The organism is Azospirillum brasilense (assembly GCF_001315015.1).
GTDB lineage: Bacteria > Pseudomonadota > Alphaproteobacteria > Azospirillales > Azospirillaceae > Azospirillum > Azospirillum brasilense.
In genome coordinates this window covers 940,120-961,919 of the sequence record NZ_CP012914.1, presented here as the reverse complement: position 1 = coordinate 961,919, position 21,800 = coordinate 940,120, and the positions used below count along the sequence as shown (strand labels likewise).

The following is a 21,800-nucleotide window of genomic DNA, read 5'->3' as shown; positions in this document are numbered from 1 at the left end:
CCGGCAACGGTCTTTCGAAAAACCCCGGCCTAGGCGCCGGGGTTTTTCTTTGGTCGAATGGTCCGGCAACCCGGAGCCCATTCCATGACCACGATCCAGCCGGCCACCGCCCTGCCCTCCCCCATTCCCAGCGTCTTCGTCTCCCACGGCGCTCCCACCCTCATCATCGAGGATTCGCCGGGCCGCCATTTCCTGGCCGGACTGGGCAAGCGGCTGGGCCGCCCGAGCGCGGTGATCGCGGTGTCGGCCCACTGGACGACCCGCAGCCCGTCGATCAGCGGCGCCGCGCAGCCGGACACCATCCACGACTTCTACGGCTTCCCCCGCGCCCTCTACGCGATGCGTTACGCTGCCCCCGGCGCCCCGGCGTTGGCCGACCGCGTGCGGGCGCTGACCGGCGCCGCGGTGGATCCCAGCCAGGGGCTCGACCACGGTGCCTGGGTGCCGCTGATGCTGATGTACCCAGAGGCCGACATCCCGGTCGCCCAACTGTCCGTCCAGCCCGGCGCCACCGCCGCCGATCACATCGCGCTGGGCCGCGCCCTAGCGCCCCTGCGGAAAGAGGGCGTTCTGATCCTGGGCAGTGGCGGCGCCGTCCACAATCTCGGCGACTTCCGCTTCGGCCAAAGCGACGTGGCGGGCTGGGCGGAGGACTTCGCCGGCTGGCTCGACGGGGTGCTGACGGCGGGCGACGAGGCGTCGCTGGCCGGCTGGAAGACGCTCTGCCCGCAGGCCAAGGCGGCGCACCCCACGGACGAGCATTTCCTGCCCCTGCCCGTGGTCTTCGGCGCCGCCGGGAACGCGGTGCGGACGGAGCGGCTTCACAGTGGATTCGAGCATGGCAGCCTCGGCATGCACGCCTACGCCTTCCACGGCACGGTCTGAAACAGTCCCGGAGATGTTTAAAGGGGGTTGAACCCGACGCACTTGTCTGTTTGCGCCGTTGCCTCGCCAAGCTACAATCCGCGCCACCCGTCCGTGCACACGGAGGGGTTTCTGACAACGTCGGGCTTTTCCCGCCCGCAACCTTCGGCCGGATCTCGTGGCTTACCAACGACAGCGCGTACGGGACGTGGCGTGAAGCGGAACGGAACCCTGCCCCGGTCCGGCGACGCCCCCTCCTCCCCCTCCGGTGCCCCGGCCCGGCCCACACGCTCCCGTCCGGGGCTCGGTTTCCTGCGCCGCCTGGACGAGCTGACGCTCGCCGCGCGCGTCGGGCTGGGATTCGGCGTGGTCCTGGCTCTCGTCCTTCTGCTGGCGCTGATCGGCGTGGCCGCGCTCTACGGGGTCAGCCGCGAGGTCGGCACCTTCTCCGGTTACGCCGACGCCTCCCAGACCGCCGCCGACCTGGACATCGGGCTGCGCGACCTGGAGGTCTCGGTCCGCGACCATCTGGCCGAGGGCGACCAGCAGAGCCTGCTCGACGCCGGGCTGCGCCGCGACGGCCTGCTGGAACGGCTGACCGCCCTGGCCGGCATGGTGCAGGACAACGCCGACCACCGCTCGGTGGAGAGCGCACGAACGGCGCTGGACGCCTATTGGAGCGGCTTCGAGGCGCTGGTCGCCCTGCGCGGCGAGCGCGCCCGGCTGACCGAATCGGTGCTGGAGCCGCAGATTTCCCAGATCCGCGCCGGGCTGGGCCGGCTGAAGGACGCGGGCGGCGTCGATTCGGCGGCGCTGGCCGGCGATGCGACCGTCGCCATCCTGATGATGCAGGACCATCTCGGCCGTTACGTGGCGCGGCGCGACGACCGCGACTCGCTGCGCATGCGCGCCGAGCTGGGCAACGCCCGCGCCAAGCTGGCCGAGATGAACCGCTATCTCTGGGTCCCCGGCACCCGCCAGACCATCGACGAGGTGGAGGCGGCGCTGGCCGGCATCGACGGGGTGCTGGACAACATCGAGGCCTCCCTGACCGACGAGGATGGGTTGCGCGCCGAACGGCTGACGCCCAACGCCGCCGCCGTCGCCGCCCACGCGGCGGAGATCCGCCAGCGCAACGACGCCGTCGCGGCGGAGCTGCGCGGCGGTCTGGCCGACCAGTCCTGGCGCACGCTGCGCATCGCCCTGTGGGCGGCGCTGGCCGTCACGCTGGCCGGTCTGGCGATGGTCTGGTTCGTCAACCGCCGGGTCGCCCGCCCGGTCTCCGGCATGGCCGCCGCGGTGACGTCGCTCGCCGCCGGGCGGACCGACGTCACCCTGCCGCCGGACGACGGGGCCGACGAGGTGGCCGCCATGTCCCGCGCCGTCCGCGTCCTGCGCGACAACACGGCGGAGATGGAGCGCCAGTGCCAGGAGGCCGCCGAGCGGCACGGCCAGCTTCTGCGCGACAAGGAGCGCGCCGACGCCGCCAACGAGGCGAAGACCCATTTCCTGGTCAACATCGGGCAGGAGCTTCACGCCCCGCTCAACGAGATCGTTGCCTCCAGCCAATCGCTGATGGGCGAGTTGCACCGGCTGGGCGCCGGTGAGCTGGCGACCGACATCGAGCAGATCCAGTGGACCGGCGAGCAGATGCTGACGCTGGTCGACGCCATCCTCGACTACGCCCGGATCGAGGCCGGCAACATGGACGTCGTGCTTCAGGATTTCGACGTGCACCGGCTGCTGATCGAGGCGCGGGAGCGCACCCTGCCCGCCGCCGACCTCAACGGCAACGAGGTGACGCTCCAGGCCGAGGCCGCGACGCTCGGCCAGATGTACTCGGATTTCGGCAAGGTCCGTCAGGCGCTTCTCAACCTGCTGGACAACGCCTGCAAGTTCACCCAGGGCGGCGCCGTCCGATTGACCGCCGAGCGGATCGAGCGCGATGGCGAGCCCTGGCTGCGCTTCACCGTGACCGACAGCGGCAGCGGCTTCGCCACCGCCCAGACCGCCCGGCTGTTCCAGCCCTTCGTCCAGGGCGGCAGCGGTACCAAGCGGCGCGGCGCCGGGCTCGGCCTGACCCTGGTCGGCCATTACGCCGCCATGCTCGGCGGCGACATCGAGGTGGCGAGCGAGCCCGGCCAGGGCACCCGCGTCGCGGTGGCCCTGCCTGCCTATTACCAGCCTCCGGCGGAGGAGCGCCCGCTCCAGGTCGGCACCGCTGGGGCGGCCAAGCGTCCCCTGGTCACCGTCGCCCCCCTGCGCCCCGTCGCCCAACTGGCATCCTGACGCCGGGCGCCGCGGTCCGTCAGGTCTCGCGCGGGCGGGCGGTGTCCTCCGGTGCGGCGTCCTCGTCGGGCGGCAGGCCGTACTTCATGCGGCGCATCTTTTCGGCGACGCGCGCGATCTCCTCGGGCGGCAGGATGACCGGCTCGCCCAGCAGATGGGCGTGGAGATACTGACGGGCCAGGGTCTCCACCTCCACCGCCAGCGCCAGCGCGCCTTTCAGCGTCTTTCCCAGCACGATCATGCCGTGGTTGGCCAGCAGGCAGGCCAGCCGCCCCTCCAGCGCCGCCAAGGCGTGGTCGGACAGTTCCTGCGTCCCGAAGGTGGCGTAAGGCGCGCAGCGGATCGAATCGCCGCCGGCCAGAGCCACCATGTAATGGAAGCTGGGAATGCCCCGGCCATGGACGGCCAGCGCCGTCGCGAAGGTCGAATGGGTGTGCAGCACCACGTCCACGTCGGAGCGCGCCTTCAGGATGTCGCGGTGGAAGCGCCATTCCGACGAAGGCCGCCGCCGGCCCACATAGGTCCCGTCGAAGCCCATCTCCACGATGTCCTCGGGCGCCGTCTCGTCATAGGGCAGGCTGCTCGGCGTGATGAGGAAGCCGCCCTCCACCCGCACCGACAGGTTGCCCGAGGCCCCCTGGTTGATGCCCGCCCCGTTCATGGCAAGGCAGGTCTCGATGATGGCGCGGCGCTGCGCCGGGTGGGATAAGCTGGTCATGGGTGGAGGTCTCGTTTGCGGAACGGCGGAGTGGCGAACGGGCCATGGGTGGGAGCAGCCTGTCAAGGACGCTCGGCGCCGGCCTTCCCCATCAGGTCCCAATGGCGGACCACCGCGTCGTAGCCGGCGGACAGGGCACCCTGCCCGTCCGGGGTGAAGGCGACCGCCAGGACCGGCTTCTCATGGCCGCGGAAGGAGGCGAGTTGCCGACCGGTGGCGATGTCCCACAGCCGGACGCGGCGATCGCCTCCCCCGCCGGACAGCAGGGTTCTGCCATCGGGCGAGACGGCGACGGAGGTGACGAAGCCGCTGTGCCCGTAGAGCGTGCGCAGGAGCGCGCCGGCCTCCAGGTCCCACAGCCGCACCGTCTCGTCGCTTGACGCCGTGGCGGCCAGCCGTCCGTCGGGGGACAGGGCCAGACCGTTCACGCTGCCCTCGTGCCCCTCCAGCACCGCCTTCTCCTGGCCGCTCGCGGCGTCCCAGACGCGGATCTGGAAGTCGTAGCCGGCGGAGACCAGCCGACCGCCGTCCGGGGTGTAGGCCACGGCGTTCACGTTGGCGCCATGCCCCTCCAGCACCCGCAGCGCGGCGCCGCTTTCCGGGTCCCAGACGCGGATGGCGAAGTCCCATCCCGCGGAGGCGAAGCTCCGGCTGTCCGGGGCTACAGCCAGACCGGCGACGGTGCCGGTGTGGCCTTCGAAGCGGTGGAGCGGCCGGCCGCTCTCCAGGTCCCAGAGGATGATGGCGGCGTCGCGGCTGCCGGTCAGGGCCCGCTTGCCGTCCGGCAGAAAGGCCACGGCGGTCACCCCGGCGGCGTGCTCGTGGAAGGACGCGATTTGCTCGCCGGAGGCGAGGCTCCAGAGGACGGCCGAATAGTCCCAGCTCCCCGTCAGGACGCGGGCGCCGTCGGGCGACACGGCGACGGCGTTGACCATGGCGCCATGGCCGATCAGGTCGGCGGCGCGGGACAGCAGAGGGGTGGCAAGGACGGGAGCGGCGGCGGCCAACGCGAGCAGCAGCCGGCGGGGGTGGAATGGCGGGTTCCCTGGATGATGCCCAAACCCCATGCCCGAACCACCTCCCGGAAAGGAAAAGACCGGCGGCCTCTCAGCCGCCGGTCAGGGGGTAACAGGTATCGGCGCTGGACGTTCTCAGCGCCAAGTGTGTCCGCGGGCGACCGCGGGGTTGTTGGAGGTCCGGTTCGGCTCGTAGCTGCCGCCCTGGGGCAGGCTGTAGCCCGCCGCGTGGTGGCGGAAGGGCGGCAGCGCGAGGCCGGTCGCCGCGTCCACGGTCAGATTGTTGACCATGAAGGCGGCGTTGCCGGCGGTCCCCGGCATCATGGCGGCGACCTTGTAGACGGCGGTGCCGTCCTCCAGCGCCGCCTCGGTCACGCGCAGGACCTGCACGTTGTAGGTCTGCTCGACGATCCGCTTCACCTCGTCCGCCGGTTTCGGAGCGGAGGCGGTCTGGGCGGCGGCCGGAGCGGCGACCGCCCCGGCCAGGAGCAGGCCGATCAGGAAAGAACGCATGACGGGTGTCCTCACTCGGCGGGCGCGCGGTGGCGGCCGTGGTGCGAACGCGGAGTCTCGCCCGTCACCTCCTGAACCCACAGCGAATGGTGCTCGCGCGCCCACTGGAGTTCGACGTCGCCCGTGCCCATTGCGTCGAAGGCGCCTTCCATGCCGACCGAGCCGATGTAGATGTGGGCGATGATGACCGCGGTCAGCACCACCGCCACCGCGGCGTGGATCAGCTGATAGAGCTGCATGTCGGCCATCGAGGCGAAGGAGAAGGGCCACAGGAGTTGCACGCCCGTGAAGCCCAGCGCCGCGCCGCCCAGCACCGTTGCCCAGAAGATCACCTTCTGGCCGGCGTTGAACTTCTTCGCCGCCGGATGCACGCCCTTGCTGAACAGGCCGCCGGCCTTCAGCGCCCAGGTGATGTCGTTGCGCTCCGGGATGTTGTGCTTCACCCACATCACGAAGATGAGGAGGATGCCCAGCATGAAGGCGAAGCCCAGGTAATTGTGCGCGAACTTGCCGTACTGGGTCATCGTGGCGAACGCCTCCGGCCCCAGCAGCGGCAGCACGGTGTAGCGCCCGTACAGCACGTTCAGCCCGGTGAAGGCCAGGATGACGAAGCTGCCGGCGGTCAGCCAGTGCACGCCCCGCTCGAAGGCGTTGAAGCGCTGGATGGTCCGGCCGGTCTTCTGGCCGTCGATCCGGATGCGCCCGCGCACCAGGAAGAACAGCACCAGCAGGCCCAGCATGCCGCCCAGCACCCAGCCGCCGTAGGTGGACAGCGGGCCGTTGCGGACCGAGCGCCACAGCTCCCCTTCCGACTGCACCAGCACGCCGGCGCTCTTGTTGGGAATGGAGACATAGCCCTGCTCGCCCGAGCGGACCCCGCGCCACATGTCGGTCTTGGAGGTGCCGTCGGCCGGCTGGCTGGCGACCGGCGGGAACGCCTCCGCCGCCGAAGCGGAGGAGACGCTGGCCATGACCAGCGTCAGCGCCAGCATGGCAACGCCCAGCAGAACGATGTGCAGCGTCCTGCCGACCCCGCCCTTGGAATGATTCGACGTCATTGCGTCAGCCCTTCCCTTGAGAACCGCGCCAATCAGAAACGCTGGCCGGCCGAGCGCTGCTGGAGCGCCTGGACCTGATCCGCGGACAGATGCGTGTCCGCAGCGCCGCGGTAGGCGCCCTTCTCCAGATGGATCGGGCGCGCCTGCTCCTCCTCGTTGCACCCCGCCAGAAGCGGGGTGACGAGAAGGAGCGCCATCGCACAGACGGTGCGGCGGATCACGGTCACGACCCCGCCTTCATCTGATAGGCGGTGCCCCAGCCCCAGGCGCCGGACCCGAAGCCGCGGGCGACCACGCGCTCGCGGTAGATGTCCGACACCTTGTCGCCGTCGCCGGCCAGCAGGGCCTTGGTCGAGCACATCTCGGCACAGAGCGGCAGCTTGCCTTCGGCCAGACGGTTGCGGCCGTACTTCCGGTACTCCGCGTCCGTGTTGTCGGCCTCCGGACCGCCGGCGCAGAAGGTGCACTTGTCCATCTTGCCGCGGGTGCCGAAGTTGCCGGCCTGCGGGTACTGCGGGGCGCCGAACGGGCAGGCGTAGAAGCAGTAGCCGCAGCCGATGCACAGGTCCTTGTTGTGCAGGACCACGCCCTGCTCGGTCTGGTAGAAGCAGTCGACCGGGCAGACGGCCTTGCAGGGCGCGTCGGAGCAATGCATGCAGGCGACCGAGATCGACCGCTCACCCGGCTTGCCGTCGTTGATGGTGACGACGCGGCGGCGGTTGATGCCCCAGGGCACCTCGTGCTCGTTCTTGCAGGCGGTGACGCAGGCGTTGCATTCGATGCAGCGGTCCGCGTCGCAGAGGAATTTCATGCGGGCCATGGTGATGAACTCCTAGCGTCTCAGGCCGCCGAGATCCGGCAGAGGGTGGTCTTGGTTTCCTGCATCTGCGTGACCGAATCGTAGCCGTAGGTCGTGGCGGTGTTCGCCGCCTCGCCCAGCACGATCGGGTCGGCGCCCTGCGGGTACTTGGCGCGCAGATCCTGGCCCTGGTAATGGCCGCCGAAGTGGAACGGCATGAAGGCGACGCCGCGGCCTACACGCTCGGTCAGCATGGCCTTGACCTTCACCTTGCCCTTTTCCGCACCCTCGACCCAGACCATCTGGCCGTCCTTGATGCCGGCGTTGTTGGCATCGAACGGGTTGATCTCGACGAACATGTCCTGCTGCAGCTCGGCCAGCCAGGGGTTCGACCGGGTCTCGTCGCCGCCGCCCTCATACTCGACCAGACGGCCGGAGGTGAGGATGATCGGGTACTCCTTCGACACGTCGCGGTCCTGGATGGACTTGTAGAGCGTCGGCAGGCGCCAGGACTTGGTGTCCTTGTAGGTCGGGTATTCGGCGACCAGATCGCGGCGCGGCGTGTAGAGCGGTTCGCGGTGCACCGGCACCGGGTCCGGGAAGTTCCAGGCGACGCAGCGGGCCTTGGCGTTGCCCGGCGGGTTCAGGCCGTGCTTGATCGCCACGCGCTGGATGCCGCCCGACAGGTCGGTGGTCCAGGACACCGCGCCGATCTTCTCGCCGCCGATCTTCTTGATGACGGCCATCTCGGCCTCGGTCAGCTCCCCGGTCCAGCCCAGCTTGTCGAGCATGGCGTAGGTGACTTCCGGGTAGCCGTCCTTGATCTCCGACCCGACCGGGTAGGAGCCCTCGGCGAGCAGCGTCACGCCGTTGCGCTCCACGCCGAAGCGCGCGCGGAAGGCGCCGCCGCCCTCGGCAACCGGCAGGGAGGTGTCGTAGAGGTTGGCGGTGCCCGGATGCTTCATCTCCGGCGTGCCCCAGCAGGGCCACGGCAGGCCGTAATAGTCGCCGTCGCACGGGCCGCCGTTGGCGCGCAGCGTGGTCTTGTCGAAGGTCGCCTGATGCTGCATGTGCAGCTTCAGCCGCTCCGGCGACTGGCCGGTGTAGCCGACCGACCACATGCCGCGGTTCCACTCCCGCGTCGTGTCCTCGATGTCCGGCTCGTTGCCGTGGAGCTTGATGTTCTTGAACATCGGCTCGGCGAAGCCGAACTTCTTGGCGAACAGGTACATGATCTCATGGTCCGTCTTCGCCTCGAAGAGCGGCTCCATGATCTTGTCGCACCACTGGACCGAGCGGTTGGACGCGGTGCGCGACCCGACGGTCTCGAACTGGGTGGCGGCGGGCAGCAGGTAGAAGTTGTCCTTGCGGTCGGACAGGACGGCGGTCATCGTCGGGAACGGATCGACGACGACGAGCAGCTCCAGCTTCTCCATCGCCTTCTTCATGTCCGGAAGGCGGACCTGGCTGTTCGGCGCGTGACCCCAGAAGACCATGCCCTTGATGCTCTCGGGCTGGTCCATGTTCTCCTTGGCTTCCAGGACGCCATCGAACCAGCGGGACACCGGGATGCCGGTGGCCTCCATCAGCTTCTTGTCCTTGAAGCGGGCCAGGACCTCCTCATACGGGACGTCCCAGACGCGCGCCCAGTGGCGCCACGCGCCCTCCGCCAGACCATAGTAGCCGGGCAGCGAGTCCGAGGTGACGCCGAAGTCGGTGGCGCCCTGCACGTTGTCGTGGCCGCGGAAGATGTTGGTGCCGCCGCCCGTCACGCCGACGTTGCCCAGAGCGAGCTGGAGCACGCAGTAAGCGCGGGTGTTGTTGTTGCCGATGTGGTGCTGCGTGCCGCCCATGCACCAGACGAGCGTGCCCGGACGGTTGGAGGCCAGCGTGCGGGCGACGCGCTTCAGCTGCGAGCCCGGAACGCCGGTGACCTTCTCGACCTCTTCCGGAGTCCACTTGGCGACCTCGGCGCGGATCTCGTCCATGCCGTAGACGCGCTTGGCGATGTACTCCTTGTCCTCCCAGCCATTCTCGAAGATGTGCCAGAGGATGCCCCAGATCAGGCCGACGTCGGTGCCGGGGCGGAAGCGGATGTACTCGTCGGCCTTGGCCGCGGTGCGGGTGAAGCGCGGATCGGCGACGATCAGCGGGGCGTTGTTCTGCTCCTTGCCCTTCAGGACGTGGAGCATGGAGACCGGGTGGGCCTCCGCGGCGTTGGAGCCGATGAAGAACATCGCGCGCGACTTCTGGATGTCGTTGTACGAGTTCGTCATGGCGCCATAGCCCCACACGTTCGCCACGCCGGCGACGGTGGTGGAATGGCAGATGCGGGCCTGATGGTCGACGTTGTTCGTGCCCCAGAAGGCGGCGAACTTGCGGATCAGGTAGGCCTGCTCGTTGCTGTGCTTGGCCGAGCCGAGCCAGAAGACCGAATCCGGGCCGGACTTCTCGCGGATCGCCAGCAGCTTGTCGCCGACCTCCTGGATGGCCTGGTCCCAGGAGATCCGGGTCCACTTGCCGTCCACCATCTTCATCGGGTAGCGCAGGCGGCGATCGCCGTGGGCGTGCTCGCGCACCGCCGCACCCTTGGCGCAGTGGGCGCCCAGGTTGATCGGGCTGTCGAAGCTCGGCTCCTGGCCGATCCACACGCCGTTCTGCACCTCGGCGGTGACCGTGCAGCCGACCGAGCAGTGGGTGCAGACGTTCTTGACCAGCTTGACCGGCGCGCCCGCGGCGGGGGTGGCGGTCACCGCCTCGGCCTTCTTCACCATGCCAAAGGGCATGGTGGCGGCGATGGCGGCGCCACCCGCGGCGATGCCCGAGGTGCGGAGGAACGAACGACGGTCGACGGTGTTACCGGTCAGGCCGGAAACCATCTTCGCCAGCGAACGGCCGCCGGAAGCAGCCGCCTTCTTCTTTGTCAGCATGTGCGGCGGTCCTTCTTAGAAGCGGCTCAGTTCGTAGACCGTCCGGACGTGGTCGGTCTCGCGGTAGCCCTGGGCGGGAGCGGGCTCGGCGGCCTGCACCGGCTCCGCCCCCGTCATGGCGCCCACGGCGGCGGCACCCAGCGCGCCGACGCCCAATCCAGCCGCGCGGAACAGGTCGCGCCGCGCCAGCGTGGTCTTTTCCTTCTTGTCCGTCATAGCTTCACCCTATTCTTCGCGGCTTCCCCGAGACTGAAGACCGATGGGACGCCCGGTTTCCGGGCCTTGTTTTGAGCGTTTCCGGACCGGCCTTGTCGTGGACCGGTCTCGTTGTTTTGGTGTCTGTTCGGCGGCGGTGCCGGTGTGCGGTCGGGCCGCCCCGTCACGCCGCCATGTCGAAGGCCTTGCCCTCGACCTCCAGATACCGGTGACCCAGCGTGCCCACCGCGCGGTAGAAGGCGGCGGACGGCGTGGATTCCAGATCGGTGAAGAACCGGCCGGCCCAGGAGCCGATGTGGCGGTCGAAGAAGCGGCGCTGCGCCTCCAGATCGGCCGGGGCGTCGAAAGCGCCGGTGATCAGACCCGCCATCATTTCGGCCAGGGCGGCGATGTGGTCTTCGGGTTCCTTGACCTCGTCGGCGCGGGCGATGCCCAGCAGCGCCATGTCGCCGCGCAGCTCGGCCAGCGGCTTTTCGTGAAGGAAACCCGTGAGATAGTAGGACCCGTAGGGGGACAGGATGCCGCCGCCGACGCCGATGAAGAGGGTGTTGAACTCCTCTTCCACCGCGGCGGCGTCCGTGCCGCGGGCGGCCTCGGCCAGACCGCGCAGCGCCTGCCCGAGGGGGCTCGCGTCGCCGTCCAGTGTCGACAGAGCGGCCAGGAATTCCCCGCCGGGCGGGCGGGCAAGCAGATGCGCCAGCAGCGCGTAGAGCTGCGCCCGCTGCATCTCTTCCGGCGGCAGGGCCGACGGATCGTGTTCACCGGTCACGGACACGGCGTTCATCCCTCCCGACACGACGAAAGGACCAGATCGGCAAAACTCCGGCACCCGGCCCCACCCGTCGCGACAACGGCGGCGCATTGGCTCGCCCGTTGCAGGCTCACGGCGTCATGGGCCGGCGCCCGAGACGCCCTGGACCGACAACCTCATATTGCACCTGCGAAAAGCCTCGCCATATCAGGAGCTTAACGTTCAGGATGGGGCTATTAAAGGGCAGATTCGCGGTGTTTGTCAACAAAGGTTGACTCAGAAGTGTGCTTACCGCGACTTGGGCTGGACTATCGCTATGCTCTTTTTATCATATCGATACCCGGTTCCGGCGAAGCAGAGGGGGGCTGCTCGGGCTCCGGACCTTCGGGAAGCGCCACAATTTCTTTCCCGTCTTCATCGGCATCGCCCATCTCGCCGGTCGCCTGCTCCGCCTTCTCCGCCGCTTCCTCGGCGGCGTCGAGGAAACCCTTGCCGACACGGTAGAGCGTCTTCACCGGCGAGGACCCGGTGAACAGGCTGGCGTAGTCGTCGGCGTAGTCCTTCAGCCCGTCGTCGTTGGCGAAGACCGGGTCGGAAGTCCACAGCTTGCGCAGCGCCTGCCGGTGCAGGTCCTCCGGGACCTCCGCCCGCAGGAAGGGGGTGAAGTCGGACTCCAGCGTCAGCTCCTCCACCGGGGGGAGGTCCTTCAGCGGGTCATCGGATTCCGGTGGGGCTTCGGGGGAGGCCTCAGCCGGCTCGGCCGTCGCATCCACCGGGAGTTGCGCGGTCGGTTCCTCAGGCGGAGGCTCCACCGGCTCCGGGGCGGGAGCGACGGGCTGCCGCTTCAGGCGGGACCAGCGGGAGAGGAAGGATTCGTCGGTCATGTCGGTGCGTCTCGGGGATCGCCGGACCTTGCCCCCACCCTAACCCTCCCCCGCTCCGCAGGGGAGGGAATCAGCTCCTCCCCCTGCGAAGCGGGGGGAGGCCGGGAGGGGGGCGCGGCGCCGGAGCCCCATCAAGAATTCATCACCCCTGCTTCGGAAAGTGCCGCTTGCGCTCGCGCTTCACGAAGGGGACATCCACATGGTGCTGCTCGGTGAAGTCGCGGACCAGCGCCGTGACCTCCGGCGGCATCGGCACCGTCTCCACCATCTCCACGCCGCTCACCTGATAGGCTTCGCATTCGTGCGCGGAGGCGGTGACGACGAAGGGCACGACGCCCCCCGGCTCGCCCGTCTCGTCCGGGCGCAGCACGACCCAGAGGCGCGGCGGCTCCTGCGACAGGTTGAGCTTGTAGCCTTCGGTGTCGCTGCGGAACAACTCCAGCGGCAGGGTCGCGGCGTGGAAGTGCGCCCAGCCCTCACCCTCGCGCAGAAGCCGCCAGGGGCCGTCGAGCGGCGGTGCGCCGGGAATCACCGAGACCGGACGCCACGCCCATTCCGCCCAGGCGCTGGTGCCCTTGCGGCGCTCCAGCACGATGCCAAGGGCCATCGTCTCGGTTCTGTTCAGCGCTTCACTCATCGGACCAGTCCCGCCGCCATCAGCCGTTCCGCCTCCGCCAGATCGTCGGGGCGGTTCGTGTTGAAGAAGGGGTCTACCGGATCGGTGGCGAAGTCGGCAACCGCCAGACGGTACCGGGCGGTCCAGGCGTCCACCTTGCGCATGTCCTCCTCCACCATGGCGCGGCGGAGGTCATCGGCGAGGTCCACCCGCCATAGCCCGAAGACCGGATGCTCCTGCCCGTCGGAGCGGGCGCAGGCGAGGTCGGCGCCCTCACGCTCCACCGCCCCCACCAGACGCGCGACCAGATCGCCGGGAATGAAGGGCGCGTCGGTGGCGAAGCTGGCCAGCAAGCGGCAGCCCGGCGCGTTGGCCCGCGCCCATTCCATCCCGGTCAGCACCCCGGCCAGCGGCCCGGCGAAGCCCTCCACCACGTCCGCCGCCACCGGCAGGCCGAAGGCGGCGAAGCGCGCCGGGTCGCCGTTGGCGTTGAGCACCAGCGGCCCGACCTGCGGGCGCACGGTGGCGACGATGCGCTCCAGAATGCTGCGCCCGCCGAGCGTGCGCAGGCTCTTGTCGCCGCCGCCCATGCGCCGCGACAGGCCGCCGGCCAGCAGCACGCCGGCAATGCCCTCAGTCCTCATCGCGGCTCCCCTTGCGCTGGTGGCGCCCGCCCTCATCCCCGACCGCGGCCGGGTCGGCGTCGAAGTCCAGCCGGTCGGTGCCGGCCAGGGCGAGGAAGCGCTTGCCCTTGGCCCGCCCGACCATGGTCAGGTTGGCCTGCCGCCCAAGCTCTACCCCCCAGGCGGTGAAGCCGGAGCGGGAGATCAGGATCGGGATGCCCATCTGCACCGTCTTGATGACCATCTCGGAAGTCAGGCGCCCGGTCGTGTAGAAGATCTTGTCGTGCGCCGGCACGCCGTGCAGGTGCATGTAGCCCGCCACCTTGTCCACCGCGTTGTGCCGCCCGACGTCCTCCATGTAGACCAGCGGGCGGTCATCCTGACAGAGCACGCAGCCATGGATGGCGCCGGCCTCCAGATACAGGCTGGGCGTCAGGTTGATCTTCTTCGACAGCGCGTAGATCCAGGAGGTCTTCAGCCGCGCGTCGGGGTTCAGCCGCACCGACTCGAAGGTCTCCATCACGTCGCCGAAGGCGGTGCCCTGGGCGCAACCGGAGGTCAGCGTCTTCTTCTTGAGCTTCTGCTCGTAGTTCGTCGCGCGCTCGGTGCGGACGACGACGGTGTCGATCTCCTCGTCGTAGTCGATGCCGGTGATCCGGTCGTCGCGCTTCAGCATGTTCTGGTTGAGCAGATAGCCCACCGCCAGATAGTCGGGGTAGTCGGCGATCGTCATCATGGTGACGATCTCCTGCCCGTTCAGGTACAGCGTCAGCGGCCGTTCCACGGTGACCGACGCCTCCACCGGGCGCCCGTCCTGATCCAGCCCGGAAACGCGCTCCGTCAGCTTGGGATTCGCCGGGTCCGGCCTTATGGTGAATTCCGAGAGGTCCATGACCGGAAGAGTGGGGAAGATTGCGCGCCGGGGCAAGCGGCGGATGATCGGCTCCCGCAAGACGGAAGCGATGCGGCCCCGATTTGACGCGCGAGCGCTTGGTATGCACGAGTACTTTTATGCATGAGTTCGGTCTGGCCTTCGTCACCGCCTTCCATCTGATCGCCGATTTCGACCCCGGTCTGGTGGGGATCGTCGGCCTGTCACTGCGCGTCAGCCTGACCGCCGTTCTGCTGTCGGCCCTGATCGGCCTGCCGCTGGGCGCCGCCGTCGCCGCCTTCCGCTTTCCGGGACGGCGCGCGGTGACCCTGTTCCTGAACACGGCGATGGGGCTGCCGCCGGTGGTGGTGGGGCTGATCGTCTATCTGATCCTGTCGCGCTCCGGCCCGCTGGGCGTGCTGGGGCTGCTGTTCACCCCGACCGCGATGATCGTGGCCCAGACCGTGCTGATCGTGCCCATCGTCGCCGCCCTGACCCGCCAGATCGTCGAGGATCTGCTGATGGAGTATGGCGACCTGCTGCGGGTGATGGGGACCGGGCCGCTGACCACCCTGGTCACCCTGCTGTCGGAGGCGCGCTGGAGCCTGCTGACCATCGTGCTGGCCGGCTTCGGCCGGGCCTCGGCGGAGGTCGGGGCGGTGATGATCGTCGGCGGGAACATCGACCGGGTGACCCGCGTCATGACCACCTCCATCGCGCTGGAGACCAGCAAGGGCGACCTGCCGCTGGCGCTCGGCCTCGGAGTCATCCTGATGACGCTGTCGCTGTCAGTGAACCTCGCCGCCGCCATGGTGCGGGAGACGCGGCGAGCCTGAGCGGCCGCCCACGCGCCGGTTCCGGAAAATTTGCAAAGCCGTTCGAACTTTCCCATAGTCGCCGCCACAGCCCGCAACCAAGGCGGGCAGAAACATGGAGAGGGATAGTCCGATGCTGCGCCGTTCTTTCGTGCTGGGATGCGCCGCCGCGGCGGCTCTGCTGCTCGGCTCCGCTCAGCCGTCCACCGCCGCCGACCGCTTCATCACCGTGGCCTCCACCACCTCGACCGAGGATTCGGGGCTGTTCAAGTCGATCCTGCCGAAATTCACCGAAAAGACCGGGATCGAGGTCCGCGTGGTCGCCAAGGGCACCGGCCAGGCCATCGACATCGCCAAGCGCGGCGACGCCGACGTGCTGTTCGTCCATCACAAGCCGTCGGAGGACAAGTTCGTCGCCGAGGGCTTCAGCACCGAGCGCAAGCCGGTCATGTACAACGACTTCGTGATCGTCGGGCCGAAGGCCGACCCGGCCAAGGTCGGCGGCAGCAAGGACGTGTCCGCCGCGCTGAAGGGCATCGCCGCCGCCAAGGCCCCCTTCGTGTCGCGCGGCGACGACAGCGGCACCCACAAGTCGGAGCAGGCGCTGTGGAAGACCGCCGGCGTCGATCCCACGACGGGTGACGGCTGGTACCGCGCCATCGGCCAGGGGATGGGCGCCACGTTGAACACCGCCGCCGCGGTGAGCGGCTACGCCATGACCGACCGCGCCACTTGGCTCAGCTTCAAGAACCGCGGCGACCTCGACATTCTGGTGGAGGGCGACAAGCGCCTGTTCAACCAGTATGGCGTGATGCTGGTCAACCCGGCGAAGTTCAGCCACGTCAAGGCCGCCGACGGGCAAGCCTTCGTCGACTGGCTGGTCTCCGCCGAGGGCCAGCAGGCCATCGCGGATTACACGATCAACGGCAATTCGCTGTTCTTCCCGAACGCCAACGAGCCGGGCGTCTGACCGTCCACCGCTCCGCGGGCACGAAAAAAGGCGCAGCCCCGCGGCTGCGCCTTTTTCATAGGACGGAAAAAAGCGGGGTTACAGCTTCTCGTTCGGCGACACCGGAACGCAACGGTGTCCGTTGCGGGTCAGCTCCGAGCAGACCTTGCGGGCGGTCCCCTCGTCCAGCCCGACCATGCGGGCACGGTAGACGGTGGCGCCGTTCGCCTTCACCGGGGTCACCGCCGGCTTGGCGGCGCGCAGCAGGAAAGGCGCCTGCTTGGTCGCCTGGGTCAGCGCCCGCTTGCTGGCCTCCCGCGTCGAGAAGGCGCCGACCTGCACGCCCCACTTCGACCCGTCGGCTTTCGTCGTGTCGGCGTCCTCGTCGCGGGCGCGGGCCGGCGGACGGACCGCGGCGGGGGTGGAGACGGTGGAGGCGAGCTGCGCGATGGTTTCCGGCTTGGCCGGCGGCCTGCCCTTGGCGACAGCGCGCGGCGTGTCCTCGTCACCGGCACGGGCGACGACCGGCGCCTCGGAGCCGCGACTCGGCTTGTCGAACGCCTTGTCGAGGATCGCCTCCATGCGGGCGTCGCGCGAAGCCGCGGACTTGCCGCCCAGCACCACGGCGACCAGCCGCCGCCCGTCGCGCACCGCCGACGCCGCAAGGTTGAAGCCGCTGGCCACGGTGTAGCCGGTCTTGATGCCGTCCATGCCCTCGTAGCGGGACATCAGCCGGTTGTGGTTGTTCAGGCTGCGCCCGCCATAGACAAAGGCCCGGCGGCTGAAATAGGGGTAATAACGGGAATGGTCCGACAGCATCGCCCGCGACAGGATGGAGAAGTCGCGCGCCGTGGTCACCTGCTGCATGTTCGGCAGGCCGTTGGAGTTGCGGAACACGGTGTTGCGCATCCCCAGCTCGCGGGCCTTGCGGGTCATCATCTCGGCGAATTTGGCCTCGCTGCCGCCCAGCGCCTCCGCCAGAACGACCGAGGCGTCGTTGGCCGACTTGGTGACCAACCCGAGGATCGCCTGCTCCACCCGCAGCGTCTTGCCGGCGCGCAGCCCGAGCTTGGTCGGCGACTGCGCCTCCGCCCAGGCCGACACCGGAAGCGCCTGATCCAACCGCAGCCGCCCCTCGTCCAGCGCGTCGAAGGTCAGGTAGAGCGTCATCATCTTGGTCAGCGACGCCGGGTAGGTCAGGGTGTCCGCGTTCTCCTCGTGCAGCACCTCACCGGTGCGCGCGTCCACGACGATCGCCGCGTATTTCGCGGCCAGCGCCGGCAGCGGCGCCAGGACGGACACCGCCAGCACCGCCAGGGCGCCGCACAGCCCTCTAACGAAAGGGGTAATGCTGAAGGCACTTCCCAGAGTCGAACGTCCATTCGCCAAACGTTCTGTGGCCTGTTCCCCCTCCGTTTCACGCCCGCGCCAAGCGAACGCCAAATGCAGGCTTCGAACGGTCTGGCCCGTTACGTTCATGATGCCCCCGCCAAAGGCTAATACTTGCTGTTTGGCGCAATGGTAAATTCCATGGAAATCAGTGTCTAGCGACAATTCGTTAATTTGCCGCTTCGATTTCTTCGGCGGCGCTGTGACGAAATTGGATGAGGCACGGACCCGTACGGGGCGAACCGCGTTGAAGGAGCGCGACCGCCGATCCATCTTCCCGGAAGCGCAGGACCATTTCCCCTCCCGACTGGACGCGAGGCACCTCATGACCCGCCCGCCCGTGCGACGCCCGACGATTCCGCGCGCTGCCCCACGGGACGGACGAAGAGGGAGGTTTGCCGGGGTGGCGGGACTGGCTGCGGCGGGTCTCCTTGCCGGTTGCGCTTCGGTCGGGCCCACCGACAACCCGGTGGCGCGCAAGCTCACCTGGGTCAGCTACCTCAACGGCGACGACCTGCGCGCCGCCTGCACCAAGGGGGAGACCGACCGCTACCGGCTGGTCTTCAACGCCGACTACCAGAAGCATGTGAGGACCTACGACATCGTCGGTGACCGCGGCACCGGCGGCGCGATGGTCGAGGCGCGCGTGCTGGAGGCCACCGACCTCGCCCGCATCGATCTGGACGACCCGGCGGCGGTGGCCCGCGGCCCGGTGGCCAAGGCCCAGCTCTCGCCGCGCCAGTTCGCCCTGTTCGTCCTGCGCCTCTACGAGAGCGGCGCCTTCGAGCCGGCGCCGAGCGGGGTGCGCCTGCCGTCCAACGGCGTCTACTGGCTGATCAACGGCTGCCGGCGGGGAAGCTGGTTCTTCAACGCCTACCCCTACCCGTCCGACCGCTTCTCCGACATCCGTTTCGACGGGCCGCTGAAGGAGCTGGACGGCGGCGTCCAGGGGACCGGCGTGCCCTTCCCCGCCCTGCCGCGCCCTCAGGACGCGCCGCGCACCCTGCCGACCGGCGGACAGCGGGACAGCGCGGGCGTGGTGTTCGAGGTCCAGGTCGGCCGCAACGGGCTGGTCGGACCGACGGCGCCTTTCGGCAACTGGCTGTTCGCCGGGAAGTAGGGGGGATGGCAAGGTACTTGCCCCCACCCCGGCCCTCCCCCGCTGACGCAGGGGAGGAAGAACAGTCCCCTCCCCTGCGATATCGGGGGAGGGTTAGGGTGGGGGCAAAGGTTCAGACCACCTCTTCCTCAGCGACATCCGCCCGCGCGCCCGCGGCCAGCAGCGTGTCCACCCACGGACCGTCCGGCATGCGGCGGGCCAGTTCGGTGATGTTCCGGTTCCACCACAGGCGCTGCTCGACCAGATCGTCGTAGTCGAAGTTCGACTGGCGCCACAGCCGCTCCTGGGCGTTGAAGGTCACCATGTCGATGGGAAAGCCGACGTCGTTGGACGAGAAGCGCGTGCTGTCGAAGGACAGGTAGGCGATCTTCAGCGCCGTCTGCATGTCCGTGTTGTAGGACAGCGCGCGGTCCAGAATCGGCTTGCCGTAGGCGGTGGCGCCGATCGACAGGTAGGGCGTGCGTTCGTCCACCTCGATCCAGTTGCCCTCCGGATAGACCAGGAACATGTAGGGCTCGCGATCCTCGGCGAGCTGGCCGCCGATGATGGCGTGAAGGTTGAAGGCCAGCTTGGATGCCTCCAGCGACTCCTTGTCCTCCGCCGCCACCTGGCGCAGGCAGGCCGTGAAGGCCGACAGCGCGTCCAGCATGGTCGGGTAGGTCTCGCCACGGCGCCGGGACATGTCGCGGCGCAGGTAAGCCAGCGTCTTGTCGCGCACGCTGCGCAGGCCGGAATTCAAGATGAAGAAGCGGTCGCCGCCGCTGCCCACCATGGTCACCTTGCGCGCGGACGACAGCTGCGAGCCGCTGGTGATGCGCCCATCCGACAGGCCGATCAGGCCGTCGCGGGTCTTGATGCCGAGGCAATAGGTCATGAAAGAACGTTCCCGAACTGAAAGCTGCGACGTTCCGCCGCGGTTGGTCTGACCTTTGGCCGAAGCGCGTCCCTTCGGCGGGCAGGGTATGATTGGGCAGGATTGGCGGTAAAGCTTTCGTAAAGGCTCCGCCCAGTCGAGCCGAAGTGGATCGGATTTCCCATTGGGCGGAACGGTGGAGCTTGCGCCGTACCCGCCAAGCAAAGGGACCGGGCTCAACTGATATATTGTGCGGCGCACAAGATTCTTTGTTGACTCCACGGACATCTGCCCATAGTTTAGCCATTGCTGCACTGCAGCATTTTCGGGCCCGGAGCCGTCCGGGCCTCCCCAACGCAGCCGGTCTGCGCCCCGCAGGCGGACGGTCCGCCGGTCCGGGTTGATGCGCGCCGGGCTTCGACCAAGGAAGGAACGCAAGGCATGACGACCGTGACGAAGGCCAAGCCGGCCCCCGCCCCCACCCAGGCGTTCGAGAGCGCCGCCGCCCAGGCCAAGGAGCAGGTCGAGGGCTTCGTCAAGGCCGGCCAGGAGCAGGCCGCGAAGACGTTCGAACAGACCGCCTCCGCCACCAAGGAGCAGGTCGAGAAGCTGTCCGCCCAGCTCCTGAAGATCTCCTCCGAGCTTCAGGCTTTGAACAAGGCCAACGTCGAGGCGCTGATCCAGAGCGGCAGCATCGCCACCCAGGGCGCCGAGGAGCTGACCCGTGAGGTGACCGCCTACGCCCAGGCCTCCTTCGACAAGTCGGTCACCACCGGCAAGGCCTTGCTGACCGCCAAGTCGCTGAAGGAGGTCGTCGATCTCCAGAGCGAGTATGTGAAGGCCAGCTTCGATGCCTTCGTCGCGGAGTCCTCCCGCCTCCAGGGCATCGGCACCCGCGTCGCCACGGCGGCCCTGACCCCGCTGAAGGACCGCGTGTCGGTCACCGTCAGCACGCTCTCCAAGCCGATCGCGGCCTGATCCGCCACAACGGCGAAACCACGGAGCCCGGCCGTTTTACCGACGGCCGGGCTTCGCGCGTGAAGGGGCCGGCTGGAACGCGCCAAAGTTTTTGTGCGGTGCACAAAATCCCGTTGACAGGCGCCGAGCCCTGCCCTAAGTTTAGTCATGCTGCATTGCAGCATCGACCTGACGCCCGAAGCCACGGGGTCGCTGGTCGGATCATCCGCGCGGTCGCCAATCGGTGGGTCCGGCGCGGGTCAACCCGATGAAATTCGAGGAGCCGTTCCATGACCGACAAGTTCGCCGCCGCCACCAAGACCTTCGAAGACGCCGTGTCCGCCGCCAAGCAGAACGTGGACGGCCTGGTCAAGTCCCAGCAGGAGCAGTTCGAGAAGGCCTCGGCCCAGATCCTGAAGGGCTTCGACGAGCTGACCGCCCTGACCAAGGGCAACGTCGACGCCGTCGTGAAGTCGGGCACCATCGTCGCCAAGGGCGCCGAGGAAGCCGGCAAGCAGGTCGCCTCCTTCACCCAGTCCTCGCTGGAGAAGAGCGCCGCCACCGGCAAGGCCCTGCTGGCCGTCAAGACCATCCAGGAGCTGGTCGAGCTGCAGAGCAGCTTCGCCAAGGCGAGCTTCGAGACCTTCGTCAAGGAGAGCGCCAAGCTGCAGGAACTGTCGCTGAAGACCGCCAAGGACGCCTTTGCGCCGATCAACGACCGCCTCCAGGTCACGGTCGAGACGCTGTCCAAGCCGGTCGCGGCGAAGGCCGCCTGATCCAGGCCGGCCCCAGACATCTGCCTGAGACAAAATGACCCGGAGTCAGCAATTCCATAGACCCGGCCGCGAGGCCGGGGCGGCTCCCACCTCCATCGCCCCCGGGACGCTACCGTCCGGGGGCGTGGACGGCGCAAGGCGGTACCGCTTTAAATCCTGCCGCCTCACGGCATTGTGAAGTTCCGGGAAAGCCCGGCGGTGCAAACCGCCGGGCTTGTTTGTTTTCGGGCGAGGAGCATCTACAGGACGCCGGCACCGGGCGCCGGCCGTGCCATTTTTGGTACGCCGGTGCGGCAATTCTGCCGCAAAACGGTTGTTCTCCACCAATTCCGGGGTAGCCGGGCAGGTTTCGTTCCGAATGGGCCTCTCCCAAATGGGGACTCACCGAAAACGGCCCCTTCCCACCGCGCCCGGAGTTCTCATATCATTCATGCGACGTACATCGCGATGCTGACCTGTTGAGACCATGGCCGAAAACGACAAACACGGCGACGAGGGCACCACTACGGGCGTGGTCATCAAAACCAAGCCTAAGACTAAAAAGCCCTCGATGTATAAGGTCTTGATGTTGAACGACGACTACACACCTATGGAATTCGTCGTTCATGTCTTGGAGCGCTTCTTTGCCAAGTCGCGCGAGGAGGCGACACGGATCATGCTGCATGTGCACCGGCGGGGCGTGGGCTTGTGCGGCGTGTTCACCTACGAGGTGGCGGAGACGAAAGTCACGCAGGTTATGGACTTTGCGCGCCAGAACCAGCACCCGCTGCAATGTACGCTAGAAAAGGATTAA

The 21,800-nt window shown here is 68.4% G+C and carries 23 protein-coding genes; 8 read left to right on the top strand and 15 right to left on the bottom strand.

Annotated elements, in window-relative coordinates; all coding sequences use genetic code 11:
* The first annotated feature begins 84 nt into the window (after positions 1–84).
* Positions 85–885, top strand: a complete 801-nt coding sequence (locus AMK58_RS04370; protein ID WP_051140135.1) for a DODA-type extradiol aromatic ring-opening family dioxygenase — start codon at positions 85–87, stop codon at positions 883–885.
* Between the two features lie 192 nt (positions 886–1,077).
* The gene (locus AMK58_RS04365; RefSeq protein WP_059398656.1) at positions 1,078–3,153 is read left to right on the top strand and encodes a sensor histidine kinase; all 2,076 of its coding nucleotides are present in this window, start codon (positions 1,078–1,080) and stop codon (positions 3,151–3,153) included.
* A gap of 19 nt (positions 3,154–3,172) precedes the next feature.
* On the opposite strand, the gene AMK58_RS04360 is transcribed toward AMK58_RS04365, so the two are convergent.
* The 13 genes from AMK58_RS04360 to fdhD form a co-directional block, all read right to left on the bottom strand.
* Positions 3,173–3,871: a class II aldolase/adducin family protein gene (locus AMK58_RS04360; RefSeq protein WP_035672076.1), complete on the bottom strand. Its 699-nt coding sequence runs from the start codon at positions 3,869–3,871 to the stop codon at positions 3,173–3,175.
* 62 nt (positions 3,872–3,933) lie between these two features.
* Entirely contained in the window at positions 3,934–4,938 is a 1,005-nt protein-coding gene (locus AMK58_RS04355) for a WD40 repeat domain-containing protein (RefSeq protein WP_079285104.1), read from the bottom strand.
* Positions 4,939–5,022: 84 nt separating this feature from the next.
* Positions 5,023–5,400 carry a hypothetical protein gene (locus AMK58_RS04350; RefSeq protein ID WP_035672073.1) on the bottom strand — a complete coding sequence of 126 codons (378 nt, stop codon included), beginning with the start codon at positions 5,398–5,400 and terminating at the stop codon, positions 5,023–5,025.
* An 11-nt stretch (positions 5,401–5,411) separates the two neighbouring features.
* Positions 5,412–6,458, bottom strand: coding sequence for a formate dehydrogenase subunit gamma (locus AMK58_RS04345; RefSeq protein WP_035672070.1), 1,047 nt, complete (start codon positions 6,456–6,458; stop codon positions 5,412–5,414).
* 32 nt (positions 6,459–6,490) lie between these two features.
* Positions 6,491–6,685, bottom strand: a complete 195-nt coding sequence (locus AMK58_RS04340; RefSeq protein WP_035672067.1) for a hypothetical protein — start codon at positions 6,683–6,685, stop codon at positions 6,491–6,493.
* Positions 6,682–7,278: a formate dehydrogenase FDH3 subunit beta gene (gene fdh3B, locus AMK58_RS04335; RefSeq protein WP_038529096.1), complete on the bottom strand. Its 597-nt coding sequence runs from the start codon at positions 7,276–7,278 to the stop codon at positions 6,682–6,684. The genes AMK58_RS04340 and fdh3B overlap by 4 nt, the downstream gene beginning before the upstream one ends.
* Before the next feature lie 20 nt (positions 7,279–7,298).
* A complete protein-coding gene (locus tag AMK58_RS04330; protein ID WP_035672061.1) occupies positions 7,299–10,187 on the bottom strand; it encodes a formate dehydrogenase subunit alpha in 2,889 nt (962 codons plus the stop codon).
* Between the two features lie 15 nt (positions 10,188–10,202).
* Complete coding sequence (locus AMK58_RS04325; protein WP_035672059.1) at positions 10,203–10,403, bottom strand: hypothetical protein; 201 nt, start codon at positions 10,401–10,403, stop codon at positions 10,203–10,205.
* A gap of 163 nt (positions 10,404–10,566) precedes the next feature.
* Positions 10,567–11,178, bottom strand: coding sequence for a TorD/DmsD family molecular chaperone (locus AMK58_RS04320; protein WP_035672092.1), 612 nt, complete (start codon positions 11,176–11,178; stop codon positions 10,567–10,569).
* 290 nt (positions 11,179–11,468) lie between these two features.
* Entirely contained in the window at positions 11,469–12,038 is a 570-nt protein-coding gene (locus AMK58_RS04315; protein WP_035672056.1) for a DUF3306 domain-containing protein, read from the bottom strand.
* A 142-nt stretch (positions 12,039–12,180) separates the two neighbouring features.
* Positions 12,181–12,675: a DUF3305 domain-containing protein gene (locus tag AMK58_RS04310; RefSeq protein WP_035672053.1), complete on the bottom strand. Its 495-nt coding sequence runs from the start codon at positions 12,673–12,675 to the stop codon at positions 12,181–12,183.
* Entirely contained in the window at positions 12,672–13,298 is a 627-nt protein-coding gene (gene mobA / locus AMK58_RS04305) for a molybdenum cofactor guanylyltransferase MobA (protein ID WP_035672051.1), read from the bottom strand. The genes AMK58_RS04310 and mobA overlap by 4 nt, the downstream gene beginning before the upstream one ends.
* Complete coding sequence (fdhD, locus tag AMK58_RS04300) at positions 13,288–14,169, bottom strand: formate dehydrogenase accessory sulfurtransferase FdhD (RefSeq protein ID WP_035672047.1); 882 nt, start codon at positions 14,167–14,169, stop codon at positions 13,288–13,290. The genes mobA and fdhD overlap by 11 nt, the downstream gene beginning before the upstream one ends.
* Before the next feature lie 119 nt (positions 14,170–14,288).
* Here fdhD and AMK58_RS04295 point away from each other — a divergent pair, with 119 nt between their 5' ends.
* Positions 14,289–14,984: an ABC transporter permease gene (locus tag AMK58_RS04295; RefSeq protein WP_035672043.1), complete on the top strand. Its 696-nt coding sequence runs from the start codon at positions 14,289–14,291 to the stop codon at positions 14,982–14,984.
* 112 nt (positions 14,985–15,096) lie between these two features.
* Positions 15,097–15,933, top strand: a complete 837-nt coding sequence (locus AMK58_RS04290) for an ABC transporter substrate-binding protein (RefSeq protein ID WP_079285105.1) — start codon at positions 15,097–15,099, stop codon at positions 15,931–15,933.
* A gap of 78 nt (positions 15,934–16,011) precedes the next feature.
* Here AMK58_RS04290 and AMK58_RS04285 read toward each other — a convergent pair whose 3' ends face one another.
* Positions 16,012–17,223 carry a D-alanyl-D-alanine carboxypeptidase family protein gene (locus tag AMK58_RS04285; protein WP_236778176.1) on the bottom strand — a complete coding sequence of 404 codons (1,212 nt, stop codon included), beginning with the start codon at positions 17,221–17,223 and terminating at the stop codon, positions 16,012–16,014.
* A gap of 481 nt (positions 17,224–17,704) precedes the next feature.
* On the opposite strand from AMK58_RS04285, the gene AMK58_RS04280 reads away from it, so the two are divergent.
* Positions 17,705–18,421 carry a hypothetical protein gene (locus AMK58_RS04280; RefSeq protein WP_236778175.1) on the top strand — a complete coding sequence of 239 codons (717 nt, stop codon included), beginning with the start codon at positions 17,705–17,707 and terminating at the stop codon, positions 18,419–18,421.
* A 112-nt stretch (positions 18,422–18,533) separates the two neighbouring features.
* On the opposite strand, the gene AMK58_RS04275 is transcribed toward AMK58_RS04280, so the two are convergent.
* Complete coding sequence (locus tag AMK58_RS04275; protein ID WP_035672040.1) at positions 18,534–19,295, bottom strand: proteasome-type protease; 762 nt, start codon at positions 19,293–19,295, stop codon at positions 18,534–18,536.
* 420 nt (positions 19,296–19,715) lie between these two features.
* On the opposite strand from AMK58_RS04275, the gene AMK58_RS04270 reads away from it, so the two are divergent.
* The 3 genes from AMK58_RS04270 to clpS all read left to right on the top strand — a co-directional run bounded on the left by AMK58_RS04270 (position 19,716) and on the right by clpS (position 21,800).
* The gene (locus AMK58_RS04270; RefSeq protein ID WP_051140131.1) at positions 19,716–20,252 is read left to right on the top strand and encodes a phasin family protein; all 537 of its coding nucleotides are present in this window, start codon (positions 19,716–19,718) and stop codon (positions 20,250–20,252) included.
* 269 nt (positions 20,253–20,521) lie between these two features.
* Positions 20,522–21,007, top strand: coding sequence for a phasin family protein (locus tag AMK58_RS04265; RefSeq protein ID WP_035672036.1), 486 nt, complete (start codon positions 20,522–20,524; stop codon positions 21,005–21,007).
* 466 nt (positions 21,008–21,473) lie between these two features.
* Positions 21,474–21,800, top strand: a complete 327-nt coding sequence (clpS, locus tag AMK58_RS04260) for an ATP-dependent Clp protease adapter ClpS (protein ID WP_035672033.1) — start codon at positions 21,474–21,476, stop codon at positions 21,798–21,800.